Raw genomic sequence first — 20451 nt, 5'->3', positions numbered from 1 at the left:
GACGCCATATGCTGCACTGCATGACGAGTGAGCCGGAGCAGCAGCTGGGAGTGGGGACGCAGGACGCGTTCCAGCGTCTGTGGACGCCCCATCGGATGGCCTACATCCAGGGTGAGAACAAGCCCACCGGCCCGGGCGCCGGCGACGGCTGCCCCTTCTGCTCGATCCCGGCCAAGTCCGACGAGGACGGGCTCGTCGTCCGGCGCGGCGAGCAGGTCTACGCGGTGCTCAACCTCTACCCGTACAACGGCGGGCACCTGATGACCGTGCCCTACCGGCACGTCGCCGACTACACCGACCTCACGGCGGGGGAGACCGCCGAGCTCGGCGAACTCACCAAGCAGGCCATGACGGCCCTGCGCACGGCCTCCGGCGCACACGGCTTCAACATCGGCATGAACCAGGGCACGGTCGCCGGCGCGGGCATCGCGGCGCACCTGCACCAGCACATCGTGCCGCGCTGGGGCGGCGACACGAACTTCATGCCGGTGGTGGGGCACACGCGGGTGCTGCCGCAGCTCCTGGCGGACACGAGGAAGATGCTGGCGGAGTCCTGGCCTTCGTAAGGCGCGGCATCAGGCGGCACAGTCGGCTTGTCGCACTGCCGGGTGGGCGCGCGGCCCGGCGCTGCGGGGTGCCGCCGCGCCCACCCTCCCCCAAGCTCTCGGCTTCGCTCGAGCAGGGGGGACCCTCATCGCCCCAGCGGCACGACTGCCCGCGGCGGCGCCGATCTGCCTACGCGTCGTAGACGTCCGCCTTCTTCGGCGAAGCCTCCTGAACCGCCCCGCTGAGCGCCGACGACCTGGACCCGAACTTCTCCACGTCCACCCCGTTCTCCCGCAACACCTTCAGCGCCGCCGCATGCACCACCCGCAGCACGGGCGTGGCCGCCCGCAGCGCGTCGTCGGCCATGAACCGGTGCCGCCACGGCTGGTCGGCCCACGCGTGCCGCAGACCGAACGGCTCCGGCAGCGTCAGGCTGCCGCCGAGCCAGTTCAGCAGCGGCGGATACCAGGTCAGCGGGGCGCGCGCGGCCAGTCGTACCACCTCGTCGGCGTCGATCAGCGGGAGCTTGACGGTGCGGGTCTCCCAGAACCGGAGAGACTTCTGCACCGACTTCTCCTTGGCCGCCGGCTTCTCGTTGAACAGCGGGTTGACCGGCCCCAGGGCGTGCCCGGTGACCTCGATGCGCAGCGTGTCGTGCAGCACGGTCACCGTGATCAGCATCGTGATCACCAGGTGGCCGTCCCACAGGGTCCACTGCACGCCCAGGTAGTGCCGGTCGCCGCTGCCGAACTGCTGCTTGTTGCAGATGTCCTGCACGGCGTGCGTCCGGACCGTGTACGCGTCGACGTCCGTGCCGCTCGGCCGGGACACCTCCGTCGCCTTCTCGCCGATCGGCGTGACGACCCAGTGCGTGATGGACGGTTTGGGGAAGCCGCCGGTGTTGATGGACGTGCGCTCCAGCATGCCGAGACCGCCCTGGATCGCCACGATGACGTCCCAGCTGCGGAACGGGTGGAAATCCTTGCCCGGATCGGCGGAGACCAGCTCCTCGGCCAGCTGCCAGCTGCCCCAGCGCGTGCCCATGCCGAGTATGCCCTTGGGGCCGGCGTAGAAGACCGAGTTCGACCGCTGCTCGGCGGCGAGCCGGGCCAGCTCCTTGCGGACCTGCTCGGCCGCGTCACCGGGGTTCCCGGGGACGGCCTCGGGGATCTTGGCGCCCACGCCACCGCCCGACAGCAGGCTCGACCAGCGATCGCGCAGGTCGCGGGCGGTCCGCTCGCAGATCTGCTTCGCCCAGAACCAGCCGACGACCGGCATGATCACCGCCGCGCGTCCGTACAGGGCCCAGAATCCCGTGAACGGCATGCGGATCAGGAACAGCACGGCCAGCGCGCCCACGGCGACCAGCAGGGTGGTGGCGAGCGCACCCGCGCGCTTGTCCTCGCGTTTGGCCATGGTGGTGCGCAGCGTGAACACCAGCAGCCACACGAGGAAACCGGGCAGGAAGAGCACTCCGCAGATCACCGTGATCGCCGAGAGCCAGTTGTCGCGGTCGCGGCGGATGCGGTGGGAGGCCAGGCAGTGCTCCACGACGACCTGGGGCTCGATGCCGAAGGACTGGATGACCGGCTTGCGCCCCGCCCCCAGCATCCGGTCGATCACCGCGCGGGAGAAGGCCTCGCCGAACCGGGGGCGGAAGATCTTCGCCCAGGAGCGCGGGGGAGTCACCTTGGACTGGTGCCACTCGTTGTCGGCGGCCAGGATCTTGGTGACCTCGTCGTCCCGGTACGCCGCCGCCGCCAGCGCGTAGGTCGCCGCCGTCTGGCCGCTCGCACCCGCCAGGGGCACCTGGGCCCCAGGGCTGAAGTCGAATCCGTCCGTCACTGCCGCCCCCATCGCTGCCGCATCCGCATCTGCGGCCTTCCCGACTTCCGCGCTCCGCACACCTGTTGATCAGGTCATCAGCGTATCCGTCCGGACCGGCAGGCGGGGGCGGGTGGCCTGTCAAGCCGCCCGCCCCCGCGCAGAGGAGCCGTCAGGGGGGCACTTGGTGGCGCCCGGCGCCAACTACGAGGCCTTGCGCTCCTCTTCACGCACCCGGTCCGCGACCTGCTGCGGCATCGGCTCGTGGCGCGCGTACCGGCGGCTGAACCCCGCCGTGCCGTGCGCCATCGACCGCAGGTCGATCGCGTACCGGCCGATCTCGATCTCGGGCACCTCGGCCCGGATCAGGGTGCGCCCGCCGGGTGTCTGCTCGGTGCCCAGCACCCGGCCGCGCCGCCCCGACAGGTCACTCATCACGGCGCCCACGAAGTCGTCGCCGACCAGCACCGACACCTCGGCGACCGGCTCCAGCAGATGGATCCGCGCGTCGGCCGCGGCCTCCCGCAGCGCCAGGGCGCCGGCCGTCTGGAAGGCGGCGTCGGAGGAGTCCACCGAGTGCGCCTTGCCGTCCAGGAGGGTCACCCGTACGTCGATGAGCGGATACCCGGCCACCACTCCCTTGGCCGCCTGGGCCCGTACGCCCTTCTCCACCGACGGGATGAACTGCCGGGGCACCGCGCCGCCCACGACCTTGTCGACGAACTCGACGCCGGACCCGCCGGGCAGCGGCTCGACCTCGATCTCGCAGATCGCGAACTGACCGTGCCCGCCGGACTGTTTGACGTGCCTGCCCCGGCCGGCCGACTTGTCCGCGAACGTCTCGCGCAGGGACACCCGGTGGGGGACGACGTCGACCTGGACGCCGTACCGGCTGCGCAGCCGCTCCAGGGCGACGTCGGCGTGCGCCTCGCCCAGACACCACAGGACGATCTGGTGGGTGTCCTGGTTCTGCTCCAGCCGCATCGTCGGGTCCTCGGCCACCAGCCGGGCCAGGCCCTGGGACAGCTTGTCCTCGTCCGGTTTGCTGTGCGCCTGGATGGCCAGCGGCAGCAGCGGGTCGGGCATCCGCCACGGCTCCATGAGCAGCGGGTCGTCCTTGGCGGACAGGGTGTCCCCGGTCTCGGCGCGGCTCAGTTTGGCCACACAGGCCAGGTCGCCCGCGATGACGTGCGACACCGGGCGCTGCTGCTTGCCGAACGGTGTGGACAGGGCACCGATCCGCTCGTCGACGTCGTGGTCCTCGTGCCCGCGGTCGGCCAGCCCGTGCCCGGAGACGTGGACCGTCTGGTCGGCGCGCAGGGTGCCGGAGAACAGGCGGATCAGCGACAGCCGGCCCACGTACGGGTCCGAGGAGGTCTTCACGACCTCCGCGACCAGCGGGGCGTCCGGGTCGCAGGGTTTGAGCTGGCGCGGCTTGCCGTCGATGGTCGTGACCCGCACCGTGTCGTGCTCCAGCGGCGTGGGGAAGCCGCGCGTGATCAGTTCCAGCAGTTCCACGGTGCCGAGCCCCTGCCGGGCGCCCTCACCGGCCGGGGCGGCGGCCAGGACGGGGAAGAAGACCCCGCGCGCCACGGCCCGCTCCAGGTCCTCGATCAGCGTCCTGACGTCGACCGGCTCCCCGCCGAGGTAGCGGTCCATGAGGGTCTCGTCCTCGCTCTCCGCGATGATCCCCTCGATCAGCCGGTTGCGGGCCTCCTCGATCATCGGCAGCTGGTCCTCACCCGGCTCGGACTCCTTGCGCTCGCCGGTCGAGTAGTCGAACAGCTTCTGCGACAGCAGCCCGATCAGGCCGGTGACGGGCGCGTGCCCGTCGGGCGCCTCGGGGCCTCGCAGCGGCAGATACAGAGGCAGGACCGCGTCGGGGTCGTCAGCGCCGAACGCCTCCGCACAGATCCGCGTCATCTCCTCGAAGTCGGCCCGCGCCGCCTCCAGGTGCGTGACGACGATGGCCCGGGGCATGCCCACGGCCGCGCACTCCTCCCACACCATGCGGGTCGAGCCGTCCACACCGTCCGAGGCCGAGACGACGAAGAGGGCCGCGTCCGCCGCCCGCAGACCGGCCCTGAGTTCACCGACGAAGTCGGCGTATCCGGGGGTGTCCAGAAGGTTGACCTTGATGCCGTCCCACTCGACGGGTACCAGGGAGAGCTGCACCGAGCGCTGCTGCCGGTGCTCGATGTCGTCGTAGTCGGAGACGGTGCCGCCGTCCTCGACGCGGCCCGCCCGGTTCACCGCCCCCGCCGTAAGTGCGAGGGCCTCCACCAACGTGGTCTTGCCCGATCCGGAGTGGCCGACCAGCACCACATTCCGTACGGACTGAGGGTGGTCGGCCGCTTGTGCCCTGCCGGCGGCCCCAGGGTGTGTCTGTGCCTTGTCGCCCATGATCCTGCCTCCCGTGCACGGTGAGGTCCCTGTGGGCGCGGACACGCGGGATCCGCGTGCGGTGCGGTGCGGCTCCGGCGACGCCCGCGGTCATTCGACCTTCCCACTCCCGTCACGGTGCGTCCATACGAACGACGTGACCGCGCCGCCCACCAGCGGCTCGCGGGTTCCCCCGAAAGGGGTGCGGGTGCCCGCACCTCGCCCCCGCGCGCGCGTGACTACGATGGGCCAGCCGGTGGCCAGCAGGGGCCAGACGGCCACACCGACCCTCGGGAAGGCCATGCTGAACAAGTACGCGCGTGCATTCTTCACGCGTGTCCTCACACCGTTCGCCGCGTTTCTGATCCGGCGGGGCGTCAGCCCCGACACCGTCACGCTGATCGGCACCGCCGGTGTGGTCGCGGGCGCGCTGGTCTTCTACCCCATGGGCGAGTTCTTCTGGGGCACGGTCGTGATCACGCTCTTCGTGTTCTCCGACCTCGTCGACGGCAACATGGCCCGACAGCTCGGCCGTTCCAGCCGCTGGGGAGCCTTCCTGGACTCCACGCTCGACCGGGTCGCCGACGGCGCGATCTTCGGCGGCTTCATCCTGTGGTACGCCGGTGGTGGCGACGATCTCGTCCTGTGCGCCGTCTCGATCTTCTGCCTGGCCAGCGGCCAGGTGGTGTCGTACACCAAGGCCCGGGGCGAGTCGATCGGTCTGCCGGTCGCGGTCAACGGGCTCGTCGAGCGGGCCGAGCGTCTGGTGATCTCCCTGGTCGCGGCCGGGCTCGCGGGCCTGCACGCGTTCGGTGTGCCCGGCATCCAGTACCTGCTGCCCGTCGCCCTGTGGATCGTCGCCGTGGGCAGCCTCGTCACGCTGATCCAGCGGGTCGTCACGGTCCGCCGCGAGTCCGCGGAGGCCGAGGAAGCCGAGGAGGCCGGGGAGGCCGGGGAGGCCGGGGAGGCGGCTGCCGTCCAGGAAGAGGCGCCCGCGCAGGACAATGAAGGCAAGCAGCAGAACGCCTCCCACGGGAGCGAGGCGGCCACGTGAGCGCACAGGACCGGCTGACGGACGGGCTGTACGGCCTGGGCTGGAGCACCGTCAAGAAGCTCCCCGAGCCGGCCGCCGTACGGCTCGGCCGGACCATCGCCGACCTGGCCTGGAAGCAGCGCGGCAAGGGCGTCCAGCGCCTGGAGAGCAACTACGCGCGCGTGGTGCCCGACGCGAGCCCCGAGCGCCTCGCCGAGCTGTCCCGCGCGGGCATGCGCTCCTACCTGCGCTACTGGATGGAGTCGTTCCGCCTCCCGGCCTGGAGCGCTGAGCGGATCAAGGGCGGCGTCGAGGTCAAGGACCTGCACCACCTCACCGAGGGCCTGGCCGCCGGCAAGGGCGTCGTCCTCGCCCTGCCGCACCTCGCCAACTGGGACCTGGCCGGCGCCTGGGTCACCACCAAGCTGGGCATCCCCTTCACGACGGTCGCCGAACGCCTGAAGCCCGAGACGCTCTACGACCGGTTCGTCGCCTACCGCGAGGGCCTCGGCATGGAGGTCCTGCCGCACAGCGGCGGCACCGCCTTCGGCACCCTGGCCCGGCGGCTGCGCGACGGCGGCCTGGTCTGCCTGGTCGCCGACCGCGACCTGTCCGCCTCCGGTGTCGAGGTCGACTTCTTCGGCGACACGGCACGCATGCCGGCGGGACCGGCCCTGCTCGCCCAGCAGACGGGCGCCCTGCTGCTCCCTGTCACCCTCTGGTACGACGACTCGCCGGTGATGCGGGGCCGCGTCCACTCGCCGGTCGACGTGCCCGAGTCGGGTACGCGCGCCGAGAAGACGTCCGTCATGACACAGGCGCTGGCCGACGCCTTCGCCACGGGGATCGCCGACCATCCGCAGGACTGGCACATGCTGCAGCGGCTGTGGCTCGCGGACCTCGATCCAGCGAAGGGAACCACGTGAGGATCGGCATCGTCTGCCCGTACTCCTGGGACGTACCGGGGGGCGTCCAGTTCCACATCCGTGACCTCGCCGAGTACTTCCTCCGCCTCGGCCACGAGGTCTCCGTCCTGGCCCCCGCCGACGACGACACCCCGCTGCCGGGGTACGTCGTCTCGGCCGGGCGCGCGGTGCCGGTGCCGTACAACGGGTCGGTGGCGCGGCTGAACTTCGGCTTCCTGAGCGCCGCCCGGGTACGCCGCTGGCTGCACGACGGCGCGTTCGACGTGATCCACATCCACGAGCCGACCTCTCCCTCGCTGGGCCTGCTGACCTGCTGGGCCGCCCAGGGCCCGATCGTGGCCACGTTCCACACGTCCAACCCGCGCTCCCGCGCGATGATCGCCGCGTACTCCATCCTCCAGGCCGCCCTGGAGAAGATCAGCGCCCGGATCGCGGTGAGCGAGTACGCCCGGCGCACGCTGGTGGAACACCTCGGCGGCGACGCGGTCGTGATCCCGAACGGCGTCGACGTCGACTTCTTCGCCGAGGCCGAGCCCAAGGCCGAGTGGCAGGGCGACACGATCGGCTTCATGGGGCGCATCGACGAGCCCCGCAAGGGACTCCCGGTGCTGATGAGGGCCCTTCCGAAGATCCTCGCCACCCGCCCGCAGACCCGGCTGCTGGTCGCCGGGCGCGGCGACGAGGAGGAGGCCGTGGAGTCCCTGCCGGCCGGGCTGCGTTCCCGCGTCGAGTTCCTCGGCATGGTCAGCGACGAGGACAAGGCCCGCTTCCTGCGCAGCGTCGACCTGTACGTCGCGCCCAACACCGGCGGCGAGAGCTTCGGCATCATCCTCGTCGAGGCCATGTCCGCCGGAGCCCCCGTCCTCGCCTCCGACCTGGACGCCTTCGCCCAGGTCCTGGACCGCGGGGCGGCCGGCGAACTGTTCCCCAACGAGGACGCCGACGCCCTGGCCGACGCGGCCCTACGGCTCCTGGCCGACCCGGAGCGGCTGGCGGAGCTGCGCGAGCGGGGGAGCGCCCACGTGCGGCGCTTCGACTGGTCGACCGTCGGCGCTGACATCCTGTCCGTCTACGAGACGGTGACGGCCGGAGCGGCGGCGGTCGCCGAGGACGAGCGGACGACCGGGCTGTGGGGGCGGCTGGGGTTCGCCCGGGACTGACACCGGGGCCGGCGGCCGGCCACCGGCGGGGCGGGGTGAACGGCGAGGACGCCCGTGCCGCTAGCCTTGCCGCCCGTGACCACCACTCTCATCTGGATCGCCGTCGCCCTGGTCGCGGTCGGGCTCTACCTGAGCTGGACCGCCGGCCGGCTCGACCGTCTCCATGCCCGGATCGACGCCGCCCGGGCCGCCCTGGACGCACAGCTGCTGCGCCGGGCCTCGGTGGCGCAGGAACTGGCGACCTCCGGGGTCCTCGACCCGGCCGCCTCGATCGTGCTGTACGAGGCCGCGCACGCCGCCCGGCAGGCCGAGGAGGAACAGCGGGAGGTCGCCGAGAGCGACCTGAGCCAGGCGCTGAGGGCGGTCTTCGGGGAGGCCCCGCAGGTGGAGGCGGTGCGCGAGGCGCCCGGGGGAGAGGAAGCGGCCCGCGAACTCACCGAGGCGGTCCGCAGGGTGCCGATGGCCCGGCGCTTCCACAACGACGCCGTACGGGCGGCCCGGGCCCTGCGCCGGCACCGCAAGGTGCGCTGGTTCCGCCTGGCCGGTCACGCGCCCTTCCCGATGGCCTTCGAAATGGACGACGAGCCTCCGGTGGCCCTGGTGGACCGGGCCGCCTGAGCCCCGTTCACACGGCGTTTTCCGGCCGACCGACACAAAAGGATCCACGGCGTTCTCATTGGCCCTTGCTGTGGCCTGGTTCTCTCGCGTTTCCTCAGTGCTGCAGAAACCCCCTTTCCCAGCAGCGAGGTCACCCGTGTCCATCTCCGAAAACCAGGCTCCCGAGACCGGTACCGCCCGAGTGAAGCGCGGCATGGCCGAGCAGCTCAAGGGCGGCGTCATCATGGACGTCGTCACTCCGGAGCAGGCGAAGATCGCCGAGGACGCGGGCGCCGTCGCCGTCATGGCCCTGGAGCGGGTCCCGGCCGACATCCGCAAGGACGGCGGCGTGGCCCGCATGTCCGACCCGGACATGATCGAGGGCATCATCGAGGCCGTCTCGATCCCGGTCATGGCCAAGTCCCGCATCGGCCACTTCGTCGAGGCCCAGGTCCTGCAGTCCCTCGGCGTCGACTACATCGACGAGTCCGAGGTCCTCACCCCGGCCGACGAGGTCAACCACTCCGACAAGTGGGCCTTCACCACGCCGTTCGTCTGCGGCGCCACCAACCTGGGCGAGGCCCTGCGCCGCATCGCCGAGGGCGCCGCGATGATCCGCTCCAAGGGCGAGGCCGGCACCGGCAACGTCGTCGAGGCCGTCCGTCACCTGCGCCAGATCAAGAACGAGATCGCTCGCCTGCGCGGCTACGACAACAACGAGCTCTACGCCGCCGCCAAGGAGCTGCGCGCCCCCTACGAGCTGGTCAAGGAAGTCTCCGAGCTCGGCAAGCTCCCCGTGGTGCTGTTCTCCGCCGGCGGTGTCGCCACCCCCGCCGACGCGGCCCTGATGCGTCAGCTCGGCGCCGAGGGTGTCTTCGTCGGCTCCGGAATCTTCAAGTCCGGCGACCCCGCCAAGCGCGCCGCCGCCATCGTGAAGGCCACCACCTTCTACGACGACCCGAAGATCATCGCGGACGCCTCCCGCAACCTCGGCGAGGCCATGGTCGGCATCAACTGCGACACCCTCCCCGAGGCCGAGCGCTACGCCAACCGCGGCTGGTAAGGCACAGGAACCCATGAGCGACACCCCCGTCATAGGCGTCCTGGCCCTCCAGGGCGACGTACGGGAGCACCTCGTCGCCCTGGCCGCGGCCGATGCCGTGGCCAGGCCGGTGCGGCGCCCCGAAGAACTCGCCGAGGTCGACGGCCTCGTCCTCCCCGGCGGCGAGTCCACCACCATCTCCAAGCTGGCCGTCTTGTTCGGCCTGATGGAGCCCCTGCGCGCACGCGTGCGGGACGGCATGCCCGTCTACGGAACCTGCGCGGGCATGATCCTGCTCGCCGACAAGATCCTCGACCCGCGCTCGGGTCAGGAGACCATCGGCGGCATCGACATGATCGTGCGCCGCAACGCCTTCGGCCGGCAGAACGAGTCCTTCGAGGCGGCCGTCGGCGTCCAGGGCGTCGAGGGCGACCCGGTGGAGGGCGTCTTCATCCGCGCCCCCTGGGTGGAGTCCGTCGGCGCCGCGGCCGAGGTGCTCGCCGAGCACGACGGCCACATCGTCGCGGTCCGTCAGGGCACCGCGCTGGCCACGTCGTTCCATCCGGAACTGACCGGCGACCACCGCGTCCACGCCCTGTTCGTCGACATGGTGCGCGCGAACCGGGCAGCCGAGTCCTTGTAGGATTCCTGCGTTCGTTGCTGAGATGGGTTACGCGAAGGAGACAGGCAGATGTCCGGCCACTCTAAATGGGCTACGACGAAGCACAAGAAGGCCGTGATCGATGCCAAGCGCGGCAAGCTCTTCGCGAAGCTGATCAAGAACATCGAGGTCGCGGCCCGCATGGGCGGCGTCGACATCGAGGGCAACCCGACGCTCTACGACGCCATCCAGAAGGCCAAGAAGTCGTCGGTCCCGAACAAGAACATCGACTCGGCGGTCAAGCGCGGTGGCGGTCTCGAGGCCGGTGGCGCCGACTACGAGACGATCATGTACGAGGGTTACGGCCCGAACGGTGTCGCGGTGCTCATCGAGTGCCTCACCGACAACCGCAACCGCGCCGCCTCCGAGGTCCGCGTCGCCATGACCCGCAACGGCGGCTCGATGGCCGACCCGGGCTCGGTGTCGTACCTGTTCAACCGCAAGGGCGTCGTGATCGTCCCCAAGGGCGAGCTGACCGAGGACGACGTGCTGACCGCCGTGCTCGACGCGGGCGCCGAGGAGGTCAACGACCTCGGTGAGAGCTTCGAGGTCCTCAGCGAGGCCACCGACCTGGTCGCGGTCCGCACCGCCCTCCAGGACGCCGGCATCGACTACGACTCCGCCGACGCCAACTTCGTCCCGACCATGCAGGTCGAGCTGGACGAGGAGGGCGCCAAGAAGATCTTCAAGCTGATCGACGCGCTGGAGGACAGCGACGACGTGCAGAACGTCTTCGCCAACTTCGACGTCAGCGACGAGGTCATGGAGAAGGTCGACGCGTAACGCGCCGCGCATGCCGCGATCTCGGCGGGCCGGGGGACACACGTCTCCCGGCCCGCTGTCGTTGTCGGTGGCAACGGATAGCCTGGCGTAGCCAAAGATCACCGTCCACGGACCGCGACCCTCCATCGAGGAACCACGACGGTGCTCAGCCAGGTCCGCGAGAGCGGCGGCGGTTCAGCCGCGAAAAGGGGAGGGCGCGTGCGCGTACTGGGGGTGGACCCGGGGCTGACCCGGTGTGGTGTCGGCGTGGTCGAGGGCGTCGCCGGACGGCCGCTCACGATGATCGGCGTCGGCGTCGTCCGCACGCCCGCGGACGCCGACCTCGGCCACCGCCTCGTCGCCGTCGAGCAGGGCATCGAGCAGTGGCTCGACGAGCACCGGCCCGAATTCGTCGCCGTGGAGCGCGTCTTCAGCCAGCACAACGTCCGCACGGTGATGGGCACCGCCCAGGCCAGTGCCGTCGCCATGCTCTGCGCCGCCCGCCGCGGCATCCCCGTGGCGCTGCACACCCCGAGCGAGGTCAAGGCGGCCGTCACCGGCAGCGGACGGGCCGACAAGGCGCAGGTGGGGGCCATGGTCACCCGCCTGCTCCGGCTCAGCGCACCGCCCAGGCCCGCCGACGCGGCCGACGCCCTCGCCCTCGCCATCTGCCACATCTGGCGCGCCCCCGCGCAGAACCGACTCCAGCAGGCCGTCGCCCTGCACACCGCCAAAGCACCGAAAGGCCGGACGGCATGATCGCCTTCGTCAGCGGCACAGTGGCCGCACTCGCTCCGGACGCCGCGGTCGTCGAGGTCGGCGGTGTCGGCATGGCCGTCCAGTGCACGCCGAACACGCTGTCCACGCTCCGCATGGGCCGGCCGGCCAAGCTGCACACCTCCCTGGTCGTCCGCGAGGACTCCCTCACCCTGTACGGCTTCGCCGACGACGACGAGCGGCAGATCTTCGAGCTGCTCCAGACGGCCAGCGGTGTGGGCCCCCGGCTGGCCCAGGCCATGCTCGCCGTGCACAGTCCGGACGCCCTGCGCCGGGCCGTCGCGACCGCCGACGAGAAGGCCCTGACCGCCGTCCCCGGCATCGGCAAGAAGGGCGCGCAGAAGCTGCTCCTGGAGCTGAAGGACCGGCTCGGCGCGCCCGTCGGCCCCCCGGCCGTGGGGGCTCCGGTCAGCACCGGCTGGCGCGACCAGCTGCACGCGGCCCTGATCGGCCTCGGGTACGCGACCCGGGAGGCCGACGAGGCCGTGACCGCGGTGACACCGCAGGCCGAGGCCGCCGAGGGCACGCCCCAGGTGGGGCAGTTGCTGAAGGCGGCCCTGCAGACGCTGAACCGCGCCCGCTAGTCCGAGCCGTCCGCACCCCCGTACCGAGATTCCGAGGCACACTCCATGAACTGGGACGACACGACCGACGCCGACGCCGCCGAGCGCCTGGTGGACTCCGGCGCCGACCGTGAGGACCAGGCCGTCGAGGCCGCCCTGCGCCCCAAGGACCTGGGCGAGTTCATCGGCCAGGAGAAGGTCCGCGAGCAGCTCGACCTCGTGCTGCGCGCCGCACGCGCGCGTGGCGCGACGGCCGACCACGTGCTGCTCTCCGGCGCCCCCGGCCTCGGCAAGACCACCCTGTCGATGATCATCGCGGCCGAGATGGACGCCCCCATCCGCATCACCTCGGGCCCCGCCATCCAGCACGCCGGCGACCTCGCCGCGATCCTCTCCTCCCTCCAGGAGGGCGAGGTCCTCTTCCTCGACGAGATCCACCGCATGTCCCGGCCCGCCGAGGAGATGCTGTACATGGCGATGGAGGACTTCCGCGTCGACGTCATCGTCGGCAAGGGCCCGGGAGCCACGGCCATCCCCCTGGAGCTGCCCCCCTTCACCCTGGTCGGCGCCACCACCCGCGCCGGCCTGCTGCCGCCCCCGCTGCGCGACCGCTTCGGCTTCACCGCGCACATGGAGTTCTACGAACCGGCCGAACTGGAGCGGGTCATCCACCGCTCGGCGAGCCTCCTCGAAGTCGGGATCGAGCCGGAGGGCGCCGCCGAGATCGCCGGACGCTCCCGCGGCACGCCCCGCATCGCCAACCGCCTGCTGCGCCGCGTCCGCGACTACGCGCAGGTCAAGGCCGACGGTCTGATCACCAGGGACATCGCCGCGGCGGCACTCGCCGTGTACGAGGTGGACGCGCGCGGCCTCGACCGACTCGACCGGGGCGTGCTGGAAGCCCTTCTCAAGCTGTTCGGCGGCGGCCCGGTCGGCCTCTCCACACTCGCTGTCGCGGTCGGGGAGGAACGTGAGACCGTGGAGGAGGTCGCCGAGCCCTTCCTCGTACGGGAGGGGCTGCTGGCCCGCACCCCGCGCGGCCGGGTCGCCACCCCCGCCGCATGGGCGCATCTCGGCCTCACCCCGCCGGGGTCCCAGACCACCGGAAACGGACAACAGGACCTGTTCGGGGCGTGACGGCGCCGTCACGGCTCCGGGCGGCGAGGTCATTGGCCGGAGCAGGAACCCCGGTGCCATGCTGAGCGTTGTTCCCTGCGCGCGGACTCGCTTAGACTCCGCCGATGCCGCCTTTGTCGGCGGCGTACACACCCCCAACCATCTGGCCGCTCACAGCGCGGTCGTGTGAAGGAAGTACCGACCCGTGAGTCTCCTGACCCTCCTCCCGTTCATCGTGCTCATCGGGGCCATGTTCCTGATGACCCGGTCGGCAAAGAAGAAGCAGCAGGCCGCCGCCGACATGCGGAACCAGATGCAGCCCGGCAGCGGTATCCGCACCATCGGGGGCATGTACGCCACGGTCAAGGAGGTCAACGAGGACACCGTCCTCGTCGACGCCGGGCCCGGCGTCGATCTCCTCTTCGCCAAGAACGCCATCGGCGCCGTCCTCACCGACGACGAGTACAACCGCATCGTCCACGGCGTCGAGCACGACCTGAAGTCCGACGCCGACATCGTCCCCGACGACGCCTCCTCCCTCACCGAGACCGGTGACTCCGCGGCCGACGCCCCCGCTGACGACAAGGCCGTCGACCTCGGCAAGAAGGACGCGGCCGATGAACCGGCCGACGAGGCGGCCGAGGCCGAGCCGGACGCAGAGCCGAAGAAGACCGACGGCGACTCCGAAGCGAAGTAGTCGTGGGCCCGGGGGGGGGGGGGGGGGGCCGCCCGCCCCCCCCCCCCCCCCCACCCCCCCCCCCCCCCCCCCCCCCCCCCCGCCCGCGCCGGGGGGGCGGCGCCCCCCCCCCCCCCCCCCGGGCCCACGCCCAGCTCGCACGGAGTCCCGACACCATGTCATGGCCGCCCGTCCGCCGATCCGGAGCGAGGTGGCCCGAGAGGGAGTACGAGAAGGTGGCCACACCTAAAAAGGGCAGGAACGCGAGCGCCCAGAGCAAGCCGGGGCGCTCGCTGGCCCTGATCCTGATCGCCATCGCGGCGCTCACCGGTGGGATGTTCGCCTCGGGGCACACGAAGCCGCGTCTCGGCATCGACCTCGCCGGCGGTACGAGCATCACGCTCCGCGCGGTCCCCGAGGCCGGCAACGAGTCGGCGATCAACAAGACCAACATGGACACCGCAGTCTCCATCATGGAGCGCCGTGTCAATGGTCTGGGCGTCTCCGAGTCCGAGGTCCAGACGCAGGGCCGGGAAAACATCATCGTCAACATTCCCAAGGGCACCAACTCGGAGCAGGCCCGCAAGCAGGTCGGCACCACCGCCAAGCTCTACTTCCGTCCGGTCCTCGCCACCGAGATCGCCGGCGGCAAGGGCGCGGCCAGCCCCTCTCCGAGCCCCACCGGCAGCCCCACGGACAAGCCGTCCGGCAAGGCCACCGACAAGCCCGAGGCCACCGACAAGGACTCCGCGTCCCCGTCCGCCTCCTCCACCACGCAGGGCCGTGCGGTCACGGACGCGCTGAAGGCCGACGCGACGCCCTCCGCGGGCCCCTCGGACAAGGGCGACAAGGCCGACCCCTCCCCGTCGGCGAGCGGCGGCAGCGCCGAGGCCGACGCGAGCGCGCTGCAGGCGAAGTACGCCAAGCTCGACTGCACCGACGAGAAGACCCGCGCCACCGTGGGTGACGGCGTCAAGGCCTCCGAGCCGACGCTGGCCTGTGGCAAGAACTCGCAGGAACAGTGGCAGAAGTACATCCTCGGCCCCGCCGAGGTCGACGGCACGGACGTCGACAAGGCCCAGGCCGTCCTGAACACCCAGACCGGTGCGGGCTGGACCGTCACGATGGACTTCACGGACGGCGGCGCCAAGAAGTTCGCGAACATCACCGGCAAGCTGGCGCAGAACCAGTCCCCGCAGAACCAGTTCGCGATCGTGCTGGACGGCGCAGTCGTCTCCGACCCCTTCGTCCGCCAGGCCCTGACCGGCGGCAACGCCGAGATCTCCGGCAACTTCACCCAGCAGTCCGCCCAGGACCTCTCCAACATGCTGTCGTACGGCGCGCTGCCGCTGACCTTCAAGGTCGACAGCATGACGACCGTGACCGCCGCGCTGGGCGGTGACCAGCTGCAGGCCGGGCTGATCGCCGGCGCGATCGGTCTCGCGCTGGTCGTCATCTACCTGCTGGCCTACTACCGCGGTCTGTCGTTCATCGCGATCCTCTCGCTGCTGGTCTCCGCCGCCCTCACCTACACGCTCATGGCCCTGCTCGGCCCGGCCATCGGCTTCGCGCTGAACCTGCCGGCCGTCTGCGGTGCCATCGTCGCCATCGGCATCACGGCGGACTCGTTCATCGTGTACTTCGAACGCGTCCGCGACGAGATCCGAGAGGGCCGCTCGCTGCGCCCCGCCGTCGAGCGGGCCTGGCCGCGCGCCCGGCGCACCATCCTGGTCTCAGACTTCGTGTCGTTCCTGGCCGCCGCGGTGCTCTTCCTCGTCACGGTCGGCAAGGTCCAGGGCTTCGCGTTCACGCTCGGCCTGACCACCCTGCTCGACGTGGTCGTCGTGTTCCTCTTCACCAAGCCGCTGCTCACCCTGATGGCCCGTCGCCCGTTCTTCGCGAACGGCCACAAGTGGTCCGGCCTCGACCCGAAGAGCCTGGGCGCCCAGCCGCCGCTGCGCCGCACCCGCCGCCCCGCCGCCCCCGTCGACCCGAAGGAGGCCTGAGATGTCGAAACTCGGCACCCTCGGCGCACGACTGCACCGTGGCGAGATCGGCTACGACTTCGTCAAGAACCGCAAGATCTGGTACAGCGTCTCCATCCTGATCACCATCCTGGCCATCGCCGGCCTGGCGGTCCGCGGACTGAACATGGGCATCGAGTTCCAGGGCGGCGCGGTCTTCAACACCCCGAAGAACACCTCCGCCTCGGTGTCCCAGGCGGAGGAGTACGCCGAAGCGGCCTCCGGCCACGACGCGATCGTCCAGAAGCTCGGCGACGGCAGCCTGCGCATCCAGGTCGCCGGCATCGACACCGGCGCGGCGAACGAGATCAAGAACACGCTCGCCGGCGACCTCAAGATCGACTCCGAGCAGATCAACGCCGAACTGGTCGGCCCGAGCTGGGGCGAGCAGATCGCCAACAAGGCCTGGCAGGGCCTCGGCATCTTCCTCGTCCTCGTCGTGATCTACCTGGCGATCGCCTTCGAGTGGCGCATGGCGGTCGCGGCGTTCGTCGCCCTGATCCACGACATCACCATCACGGTCGGGATCTACGCCCTGGTCGGCTTCGAGGTCACACCGGGCACGGTGATCGGTCTGCTGACCATCCTCGGCTACTCGCTCTACGACACGGTCGTGGTCTTCGACAGCCTCAAGGAACAGACGAAGGACCTGACCAAACAGACCCGCTGGACGTACAGCGACGTCGCCAACCGCTCGATCAACAGCACTCTGGTCCGCTCCATCAACACCACGGTCGTCGCCCTGCTGCCGGTCGCGGGCCTGCTGTTCATCGGTGGCGGTGTCCTCGGCGCCGGCATGCTGAACGACATCTCGCTGTCGCTGTTCGTCGGTCTCGCCGCCGGTGCCTACTCCTCGATCTTCATCGCCACGCCGCTCGTCGCCGACCTCAAGGAGCGCGAGCCGGCGATGAAGGCCCTGAAGAAGCGCGTCCTGGCCAAGCGGGCCCAGTCCGCAGCCCAGGGCGGGACCGAGGTCGACGACGAGGAGACGTACGCCGACGAGCCCGAGGGCGACGCCGCACCCGCGGTGGTCGGGCCGCGCAACCAGCCCTCATCCCGCAGCCGCGGCCGCGGCCGCCCCTCGGGCAAGCGCCGATGACCGGCATCAGGGAGCTGCTGCTCAGCCGCATCCGTGACGTGGCCGACTACCCGGAGCCGGGCGTGATGTTCAAGGACATCACCCCACTCCTGGCGGACCCGGCGGCGTTCACCGCCCTGACCGACTCCCTCGCCGAGATCGCCGAGCGCACGGGCGCCACGAAGGTCGTCGGCCTGGAGGCCCGCGGCTTCATCCTCGGCGCCCCGGTCGCCGTCCGCGCCGGTCTCGGATTCATCCCCGTGCGCAAGGCGGGCAAGCTCCCCGGAGCCACCCTCGCCCAGGCCTACGACCTGGAGTACGGCTCGGCGGAGATCGAGGTGCACGCCGAGGACCTCACCGCCGACGACCGCGTCCTGATCGTCGACGACGTCCTCGCCACCGGCGGCACCGCCGAGGCCTCGGTCCAGCTCATCCGCCGGGCCGGAGCCGAGGTCGCGGGACTCGCCGTCCTCATGGAGCTCGGCTTCCTGAACGGCCGCGTCCGCCTGGAGCCGGCGCTGAACGGTGCCCCGCTGGAGGCGCTGCTCACGGTCTAGCAACCCGCGCAGCGGGCCGGTGGGCACCGGCACGACACCGCGCAGGCGGGCACCGGAGGACCCGGTGCCCGCCTCGTGCGTTTCACGGGTAGACGGTCCTCACATTGGCCTGAAGGCGATCCCGGGGCCCAGGATGGCTACCATGGGGGTCCGGAGCCTGACCGGGGGACCCGGATCGCGCACGAGGAGCCCTCTTGCCAGACGAGGCCCAGCACCTGACCGCCGCCAAGCCCGAGTCCGCCTCGGCAGCCGCGGCGAAGCCCGCGCCGAACGCGCCCCACGCGAAGAACGACACCCGCGGGCCGGTCGAGCACGCCCAGGCGGCGCCGGTCGACAAGCCCGCCGAGCAGTCGCGGCCCAAGCCCACCCCGCCCGCGGTGCGCCAGACCCCCGGACAGCCGGCCCGCTCCGGCTCCTCCAACCGCGTCCGCGCCCGTCTGGCCCGGCTCGGTGTGCAGCGCGCCAACCCGTACAACCCGGTGCTGGAGCCGCTGCTGCGGATAGTGCGCGGCAACGACCCGAAGATCGAGACGGCCACGCTCCGCCAGATCGAGCGTGCCTACCAGGTCGCCGAGCGCTGGCACCGCGGCCAGAAGCGGAAGAGCGGCGACCCGTACATCACGCACCCCCTCGCCGTGACGACCATCCTCGCCGAGCTGGGCATGGATCCGGCCACGCTGATGGCAGGGCTGCTGCACGACACGGTCGAGGACACCGAGTACGGCCTGGACGACCTTCGCCGGGACTTCGGCGATGTCGTCACCCTGCTCGTCGACGGTGTCACCAAGCTGGACAAGGTCAAGTTCGGTGAGGCCGCGCAGGCCGAGACCGTGCGCAAGATGGTCGTCGCCATGGCCAAGGACCCGCGCGTCCTGGTCATCAAGCTCGCCGACCGCCTGCACAACATGCGCACCATGCGCTACCTCAAGCGCGAGAAGCAGGAGAAGAAGGCGCGCGAGACCCTGGAGATCTACGCGCCGCTCGCCCACCGCCTGGGCATGAACACCATCAAGTGGGAGCTGGAGGACCTCGCCTTCGCGATCCTCTACCCCAAGATGTACGACGAGATCGTCCGGCTGGTGGCCGAGCGTGCCCCCAAGCGTGACGAGTACCTGGCCATCGTCACCGACGAGGTCCAGCAGGATCTGCGCGCGGCCCGGATCAAGGCGACCGTCACCGGCCGCCCGAAGCACTACTACAGCGTCTACCAGAAGATGATCGTCCGCGGCCGGGACTTCGCGGAGATCTACGACCTGGTGGGCATCCGCGTCCTCGTGGACACCGTCCGCGACTGCTACGCGGCCCTCGGCACGGTGCACGCGCGATGGAACCCGGTCCCCGGCCGGTTCAAGGACTACATCGCGATGCCCAAGTTCAACATGTACCAGTCGCTGCACACGACGGTCATCGGCCCCGGCGGCAAACCGGTCGAGCTGCAGATCCGCACGTTCGACATGCACCGCCGCGCCGAGTACGGCATCGCCGCGCACTGGAAGTACAAGCAGGAGGCCGTCGCCGGCACGTCCAAGGTGCGCAGCGACGCCCCCAAGTCGTCCGGCAAGGGCAAGGACGACCACCTCAACGACATGGCGTGGCTGCGGCAGCTGCTGGACTGGCAGAAGGAGACCGAGGACCCGGGCGAGTTCCTGGAGTCCCTGCGGTTCGACCTGTCCCGCAACGAGGTCTTCGTCTTCACCCCCAAGGGCGATGTCATAGCGCTCCCGGCCGGTGCCACCCCGGTCGACTTCGCGTACGCCGTGCACACCGAGGTCGGGCACCGCACGATAGGCGCTCGCGTCAACGGCCGGCTGGTCCCGCTGGAGTCCACCCTCGACAACGGCGACCTGGTGGAGGTCTTCACCTCCAAGGCATCCGGCGCCGGCCCGTCCCGCGACTGGCTCGGCTTCGTCAAGTCACCGCGCGCCCGCAACAAGATCCGGGCCTGGTTCTCCAAGGAACGCCGCGACGAGGCGATCGAGCAGGGCAAGGACTCCATCGTCCGCGCCATGCGCAAGCAGAACCTGCCGATCCAGCGCATCCTGACCGGCGACTCCCTGGTGACCCTCGCGCACGAAATGCGCTACGCCGACATCTCCGCGCTGTACGCGGCGATCGGCGAGGGCCATGTCTCCGCTCAGAACATCGTGCAGAAGCTGGTCCAGGCCCTCGGCGGCGAGGAGGCCGCCACCGAGGAGATCGACGAGTCGGTCCCGCCGGCCCACGGCCGCGGCCGCAAGCGCCGTACCAGCGCCGACCCGGGCGTCGTCGTCAAGGGCGTCGAGGACGTGTGGGTCAAGCTGGCCCGCTGCTGTACGCCCGTGCCCGGCGACCCGATCATCGGCTTCGTCACCCGCGGCAGCGGCGTATCGGTTCACCGCAGCGACTGCGTGAACGTGGACTCACTCTCCCGCGAGCCCGAGCGCATCCTCGAGGTCGAGTGGGCGCCCACCCAGTCGTCGGTCTTCCTGGTCGCCATCCAGGTCGAGGCCCTGGACCGCTCCCGGCTCCTCTCGGACGTCACCCGCGTGCTGTCCGACCAGCACGTCAACATCCTCTCCGCGGCCGTCCAGACCTCCCGCGACCGCGTCGCCACCTCCCGCTTCACCTTCGAGATGGGCGACCCGAAGCACCTCGGTCACGTGCTCAAGGCGGTCCGGGGCGTGGAAGGCGTCTACGACGTGTACCGGGTGACGTCGGCGCGCAGCAGGACGTAACCGGCCGGTCGCA

Annotated in this window: 18 protein-coding genes; 16 read left to right on the top strand and 2 right to left on the bottom strand. The window is 71.0% G+C overall.

Annotated features, from left to right (window positions below):
* Nucleotides 1-8: 8 nt before the first annotated feature.
* Nucleotides 9-566, top strand: a complete 558-nt coding sequence (locus ACFY9S_RS29865; RefSeq protein ID WP_161364015.1) for an HIT domain-containing protein — start codon at nt 9-11, stop codon at nt 564-566.
* A gap of 169 nt (nt 567-735) precedes the next feature.
* On the opposite strand, the gene ACFY9S_RS29860 is transcribed toward ACFY9S_RS29865, so the two are convergent.
* Together ACFY9S_RS29860 and ACFY9S_RS29855 are read right to left on the bottom strand one after the other, a co-directional pair.
* Complete coding sequence (locus tag ACFY9S_RS29860) at nt 736-2403, bottom strand: hypothetical protein (RefSeq protein WP_391134220.1); 1668 nt, start codon at nt 2401-2403, stop codon at nt 736-738.
* Nucleotides 2404-2574: 171 nt separating this feature from the next.
* Complete coding sequence (locus ACFY9S_RS29855; protein ID WP_391134217.1) at nt 2575-4773, bottom strand: elongation factor G-like protein EF-G2; 2199 nt, start codon at nt 4771-4773, stop codon at nt 2575-2577.
* 223 nt (nt 4774-4996) lie between these two features.
* On the opposite strand from ACFY9S_RS29855, the gene pgsA reads away from it, so the two are divergent.
* The 15 genes from pgsA to relA all read left to right on the top strand — a co-directional run bounded on the left by pgsA (nt 4997) and on the right by relA (nt 20438).
* On the top strand, nt 4997-5806 hold the full coding sequence (gene pgsA / locus ACFY9S_RS29850) for a phosphatidylinositol phosphate synthase (protein ID WP_391134380.1): 810 nt from the start codon (nt 4997-4999) through the stop codon (nt 5804-5806).
* Complete coding sequence (locus ACFY9S_RS29845; RefSeq protein WP_391134214.1) at nt 5803-6711, top strand: phosphatidylinositol mannoside acyltransferase; 909 nt, start codon at nt 5803-5805, stop codon at nt 6709-6711. The genes pgsA and ACFY9S_RS29845 overlap by 4 nt, the downstream gene beginning before the upstream one ends.
* Nucleotides 6708-7871 (top strand): glycosyltransferase, encoded by a 1164-nt coding sequence (locus ACFY9S_RS29840; protein WP_391134211.1) that lies wholly within the window; start codon nt 6708-6710, stop codon nt 7869-7871. Before ACFY9S_RS29845 ends, ACFY9S_RS29840 begins: the two co-directional genes overlap by 4 nt.
* A 75-nt stretch (nt 7872-7946) precedes the next feature.
* On the top strand, nt 7947-8489 hold the full coding sequence (locus tag ACFY9S_RS29835; protein WP_102909694.1) for a hypothetical protein: 543 nt from the start codon (nt 7947-7949) through the stop codon (nt 8487-8489).
* A 136-nt stretch (nt 8490-8625) separates the two neighbouring features.
* On the top strand, nt 8626-9531 hold the full coding sequence (gene pdxS, locus ACFY9S_RS29830; protein ID WP_031139038.1) for a pyridoxal 5'-phosphate synthase lyase subunit PdxS: 906 nt from the start codon (nt 8626-8628) through the stop codon (nt 9529-9531).
* Nucleotides 9532-9544: 13 nt separating this feature from the next.
* Nucleotides 9545-10153, top strand: coding sequence for a pyridoxal 5'-phosphate synthase glutaminase subunit PdxT (gene pdxT, locus ACFY9S_RS29825; protein WP_391134208.1), 609 nt, complete (start codon nt 9545-9547; stop codon nt 10151-10153).
* A gap of 48 nt (nt 10154-10201) precedes the next feature.
* Nucleotides 10202-10954, top strand: coding sequence for a YebC/PmpR family DNA-binding transcriptional regulator (locus tag ACFY9S_RS29820; protein ID WP_102909692.1), 753 nt, complete (start codon nt 10202-10204; stop codon nt 10952-10954).
* Nucleotides 10955-11152: 198 nt separating this feature from the next.
* Nucleotides 11153-11692, top strand: coding sequence for a crossover junction endodeoxyribonuclease RuvC (gene ruvC / locus ACFY9S_RS29815; protein ID WP_097215554.1), 540 nt, complete (start codon nt 11153-11155; stop codon nt 11690-11692).
* Nucleotides 11689-12294 (top strand): Holliday junction branch migration protein RuvA, encoded by a 606-nt coding sequence (ruvA, locus tag ACFY9S_RS29810; protein ID WP_391134204.1) that lies wholly within the window; start codon nt 11689-11691, stop codon nt 12292-12294. Before ruvC ends, ruvA begins: the two co-directional genes overlap by 4 nt.
* A gap of 45 nt (nt 12295-12339) precedes the next feature.
* Nucleotides 12340-13410: a Holliday junction branch migration DNA helicase RuvB gene (gene ruvB / locus ACFY9S_RS29805; protein ID WP_391134201.1), complete on the top strand. Its 1071-nt coding sequence runs from the start codon at nt 12340-12342 to the stop codon at nt 13408-13410.
* A gap of 184 nt (nt 13411-13594) precedes the next feature.
* Nucleotides 13595-14086, top strand: coding sequence for a preprotein translocase subunit YajC (gene yajC / locus ACFY9S_RS29800; protein ID WP_391134198.1), 492 nt, complete (start codon nt 13595-13597; stop codon nt 14084-14086).
* A 215-nt stretch (nt 14087-14301) separates the two neighbouring features.
* Nucleotides 14302-16071 (top strand): protein translocase subunit SecD, encoded by a 1770-nt coding sequence (gene secD, locus ACFY9S_RS29795; protein ID WP_391134195.1) that lies wholly within the window; start codon nt 14302-14304, stop codon nt 16069-16071.
* A 1-nt stretch (nt 16072) separates the two neighbouring features.
* Nucleotides 16073-17188, top strand: a complete 1116-nt coding sequence (gene secF, locus ACFY9S_RS29790) for a protein translocase subunit SecF (protein WP_391134192.1) — start codon at nt 16073-16075, stop codon at nt 17186-17188.
* On the top strand, nt 17185-17724 hold the full coding sequence (locus ACFY9S_RS29785; RefSeq protein ID WP_391134189.1) for an adenine phosphoribosyltransferase: 540 nt from the start codon (nt 17185-17187) through the stop codon (nt 17722-17724). The genes secF and ACFY9S_RS29785 overlap by 4 nt, the downstream gene beginning before the upstream one ends.
* Before the next feature lie 194 nt (nt 17725-17918).
* The gene (relA, locus tag ACFY9S_RS29780) at nt 17919-20438 is read left to right on the top strand and encodes a GTP pyrophosphokinase (RefSeq protein ID WP_391134186.1); all 2520 of its coding nucleotides are present in this window, start codon (nt 17919-17921) and stop codon (nt 20436-20438) included.
* The last annotated feature ends 13 nt before the right edge of the window (nt 20439-20451 follow it).

It is taken from the genome of Streptomyces sp. NPDC012474, assembly GCF_042955185.1.
GTDB lineage: Bacteria > Actinomycetota > Actinomycetes > Streptomycetales > Streptomycetaceae > Streptomyces > Streptomyces cahuitamycinicus.
This window is presented reverse-complemented; position numbering and strand designations above follow the sequence as displayed.

What these genes read in the sequence shown, in the direction of transcription:
- ACFY9S_RS29865 (WP_161364015.1), top strand. Translation starts at nt 9, where the DNA reads ATGCTGCACTGCATGACGAGTGAGCCGGAGCAGCAGCTGGGAGTGGGG.
- ACFY9S_RS29860 (WP_391134220.1), bottom strand. Translation starts at nt 2,403, where the DNA reads ATGGGGGCGGCAGTGACGGACGGATTCGACTTCAGCCCTGGGGCCCAG.
- ACFY9S_RS29855 (WP_391134217.1), bottom strand. Translation starts at nt 4,773, where the DNA reads ATGGGCGACAAGGCACAGACACACCCTGGGGCCGCCGGCAGGGCACAA.
- pgsA (WP_391134380.1), top strand. Translation starts at nt 4,997, where the DNA reads ATGGGCCAGCCGGTGGCCAGCAGGGGCCAGACGGCCACACCGACCCTC.
- pdxT (WP_391134208.1), top strand. Translation starts at nt 9,545, where the DNA reads ATGAGCGACACCCCCGTCATAGGCGTCCTGGCCCTCCAGGGCGACGTA.
- ACFY9S_RS29820 (WP_102909692.1), top strand. Translation starts at nt 10,202, where the DNA reads ATGTCCGGCCACTCTAAATGGGCTACGACGAAGCACAAGAAGGCCGTG.
- ruvA (WP_391134204.1), top strand. Translation starts at nt 11,689, where the DNA reads ATGATCGCCTTCGTCAGCGGCACAGTGGCCGCACTCGCTCCGGACGCC.
- ruvB (WP_391134201.1), top strand. Translation starts at nt 12,340, where the DNA reads ATGAACTGGGACGACACGACCGACGCCGACGCCGCCGAGCGCCTGGTG.
- secF (WP_391134192.1), top strand. Translation starts at nt 16,073, where the DNA reads ATGTCGAAACTCGGCACCCTCGGCGCACGACTGCACCGTGGCGAGATC.
- ACFY9S_RS29785 (WP_391134189.1), top strand. Translation starts at nt 17,185, where the DNA reads ATGACCGGCATCAGGGAGCTGCTGCTCAGCCGCATCCGTGACGTGGCC.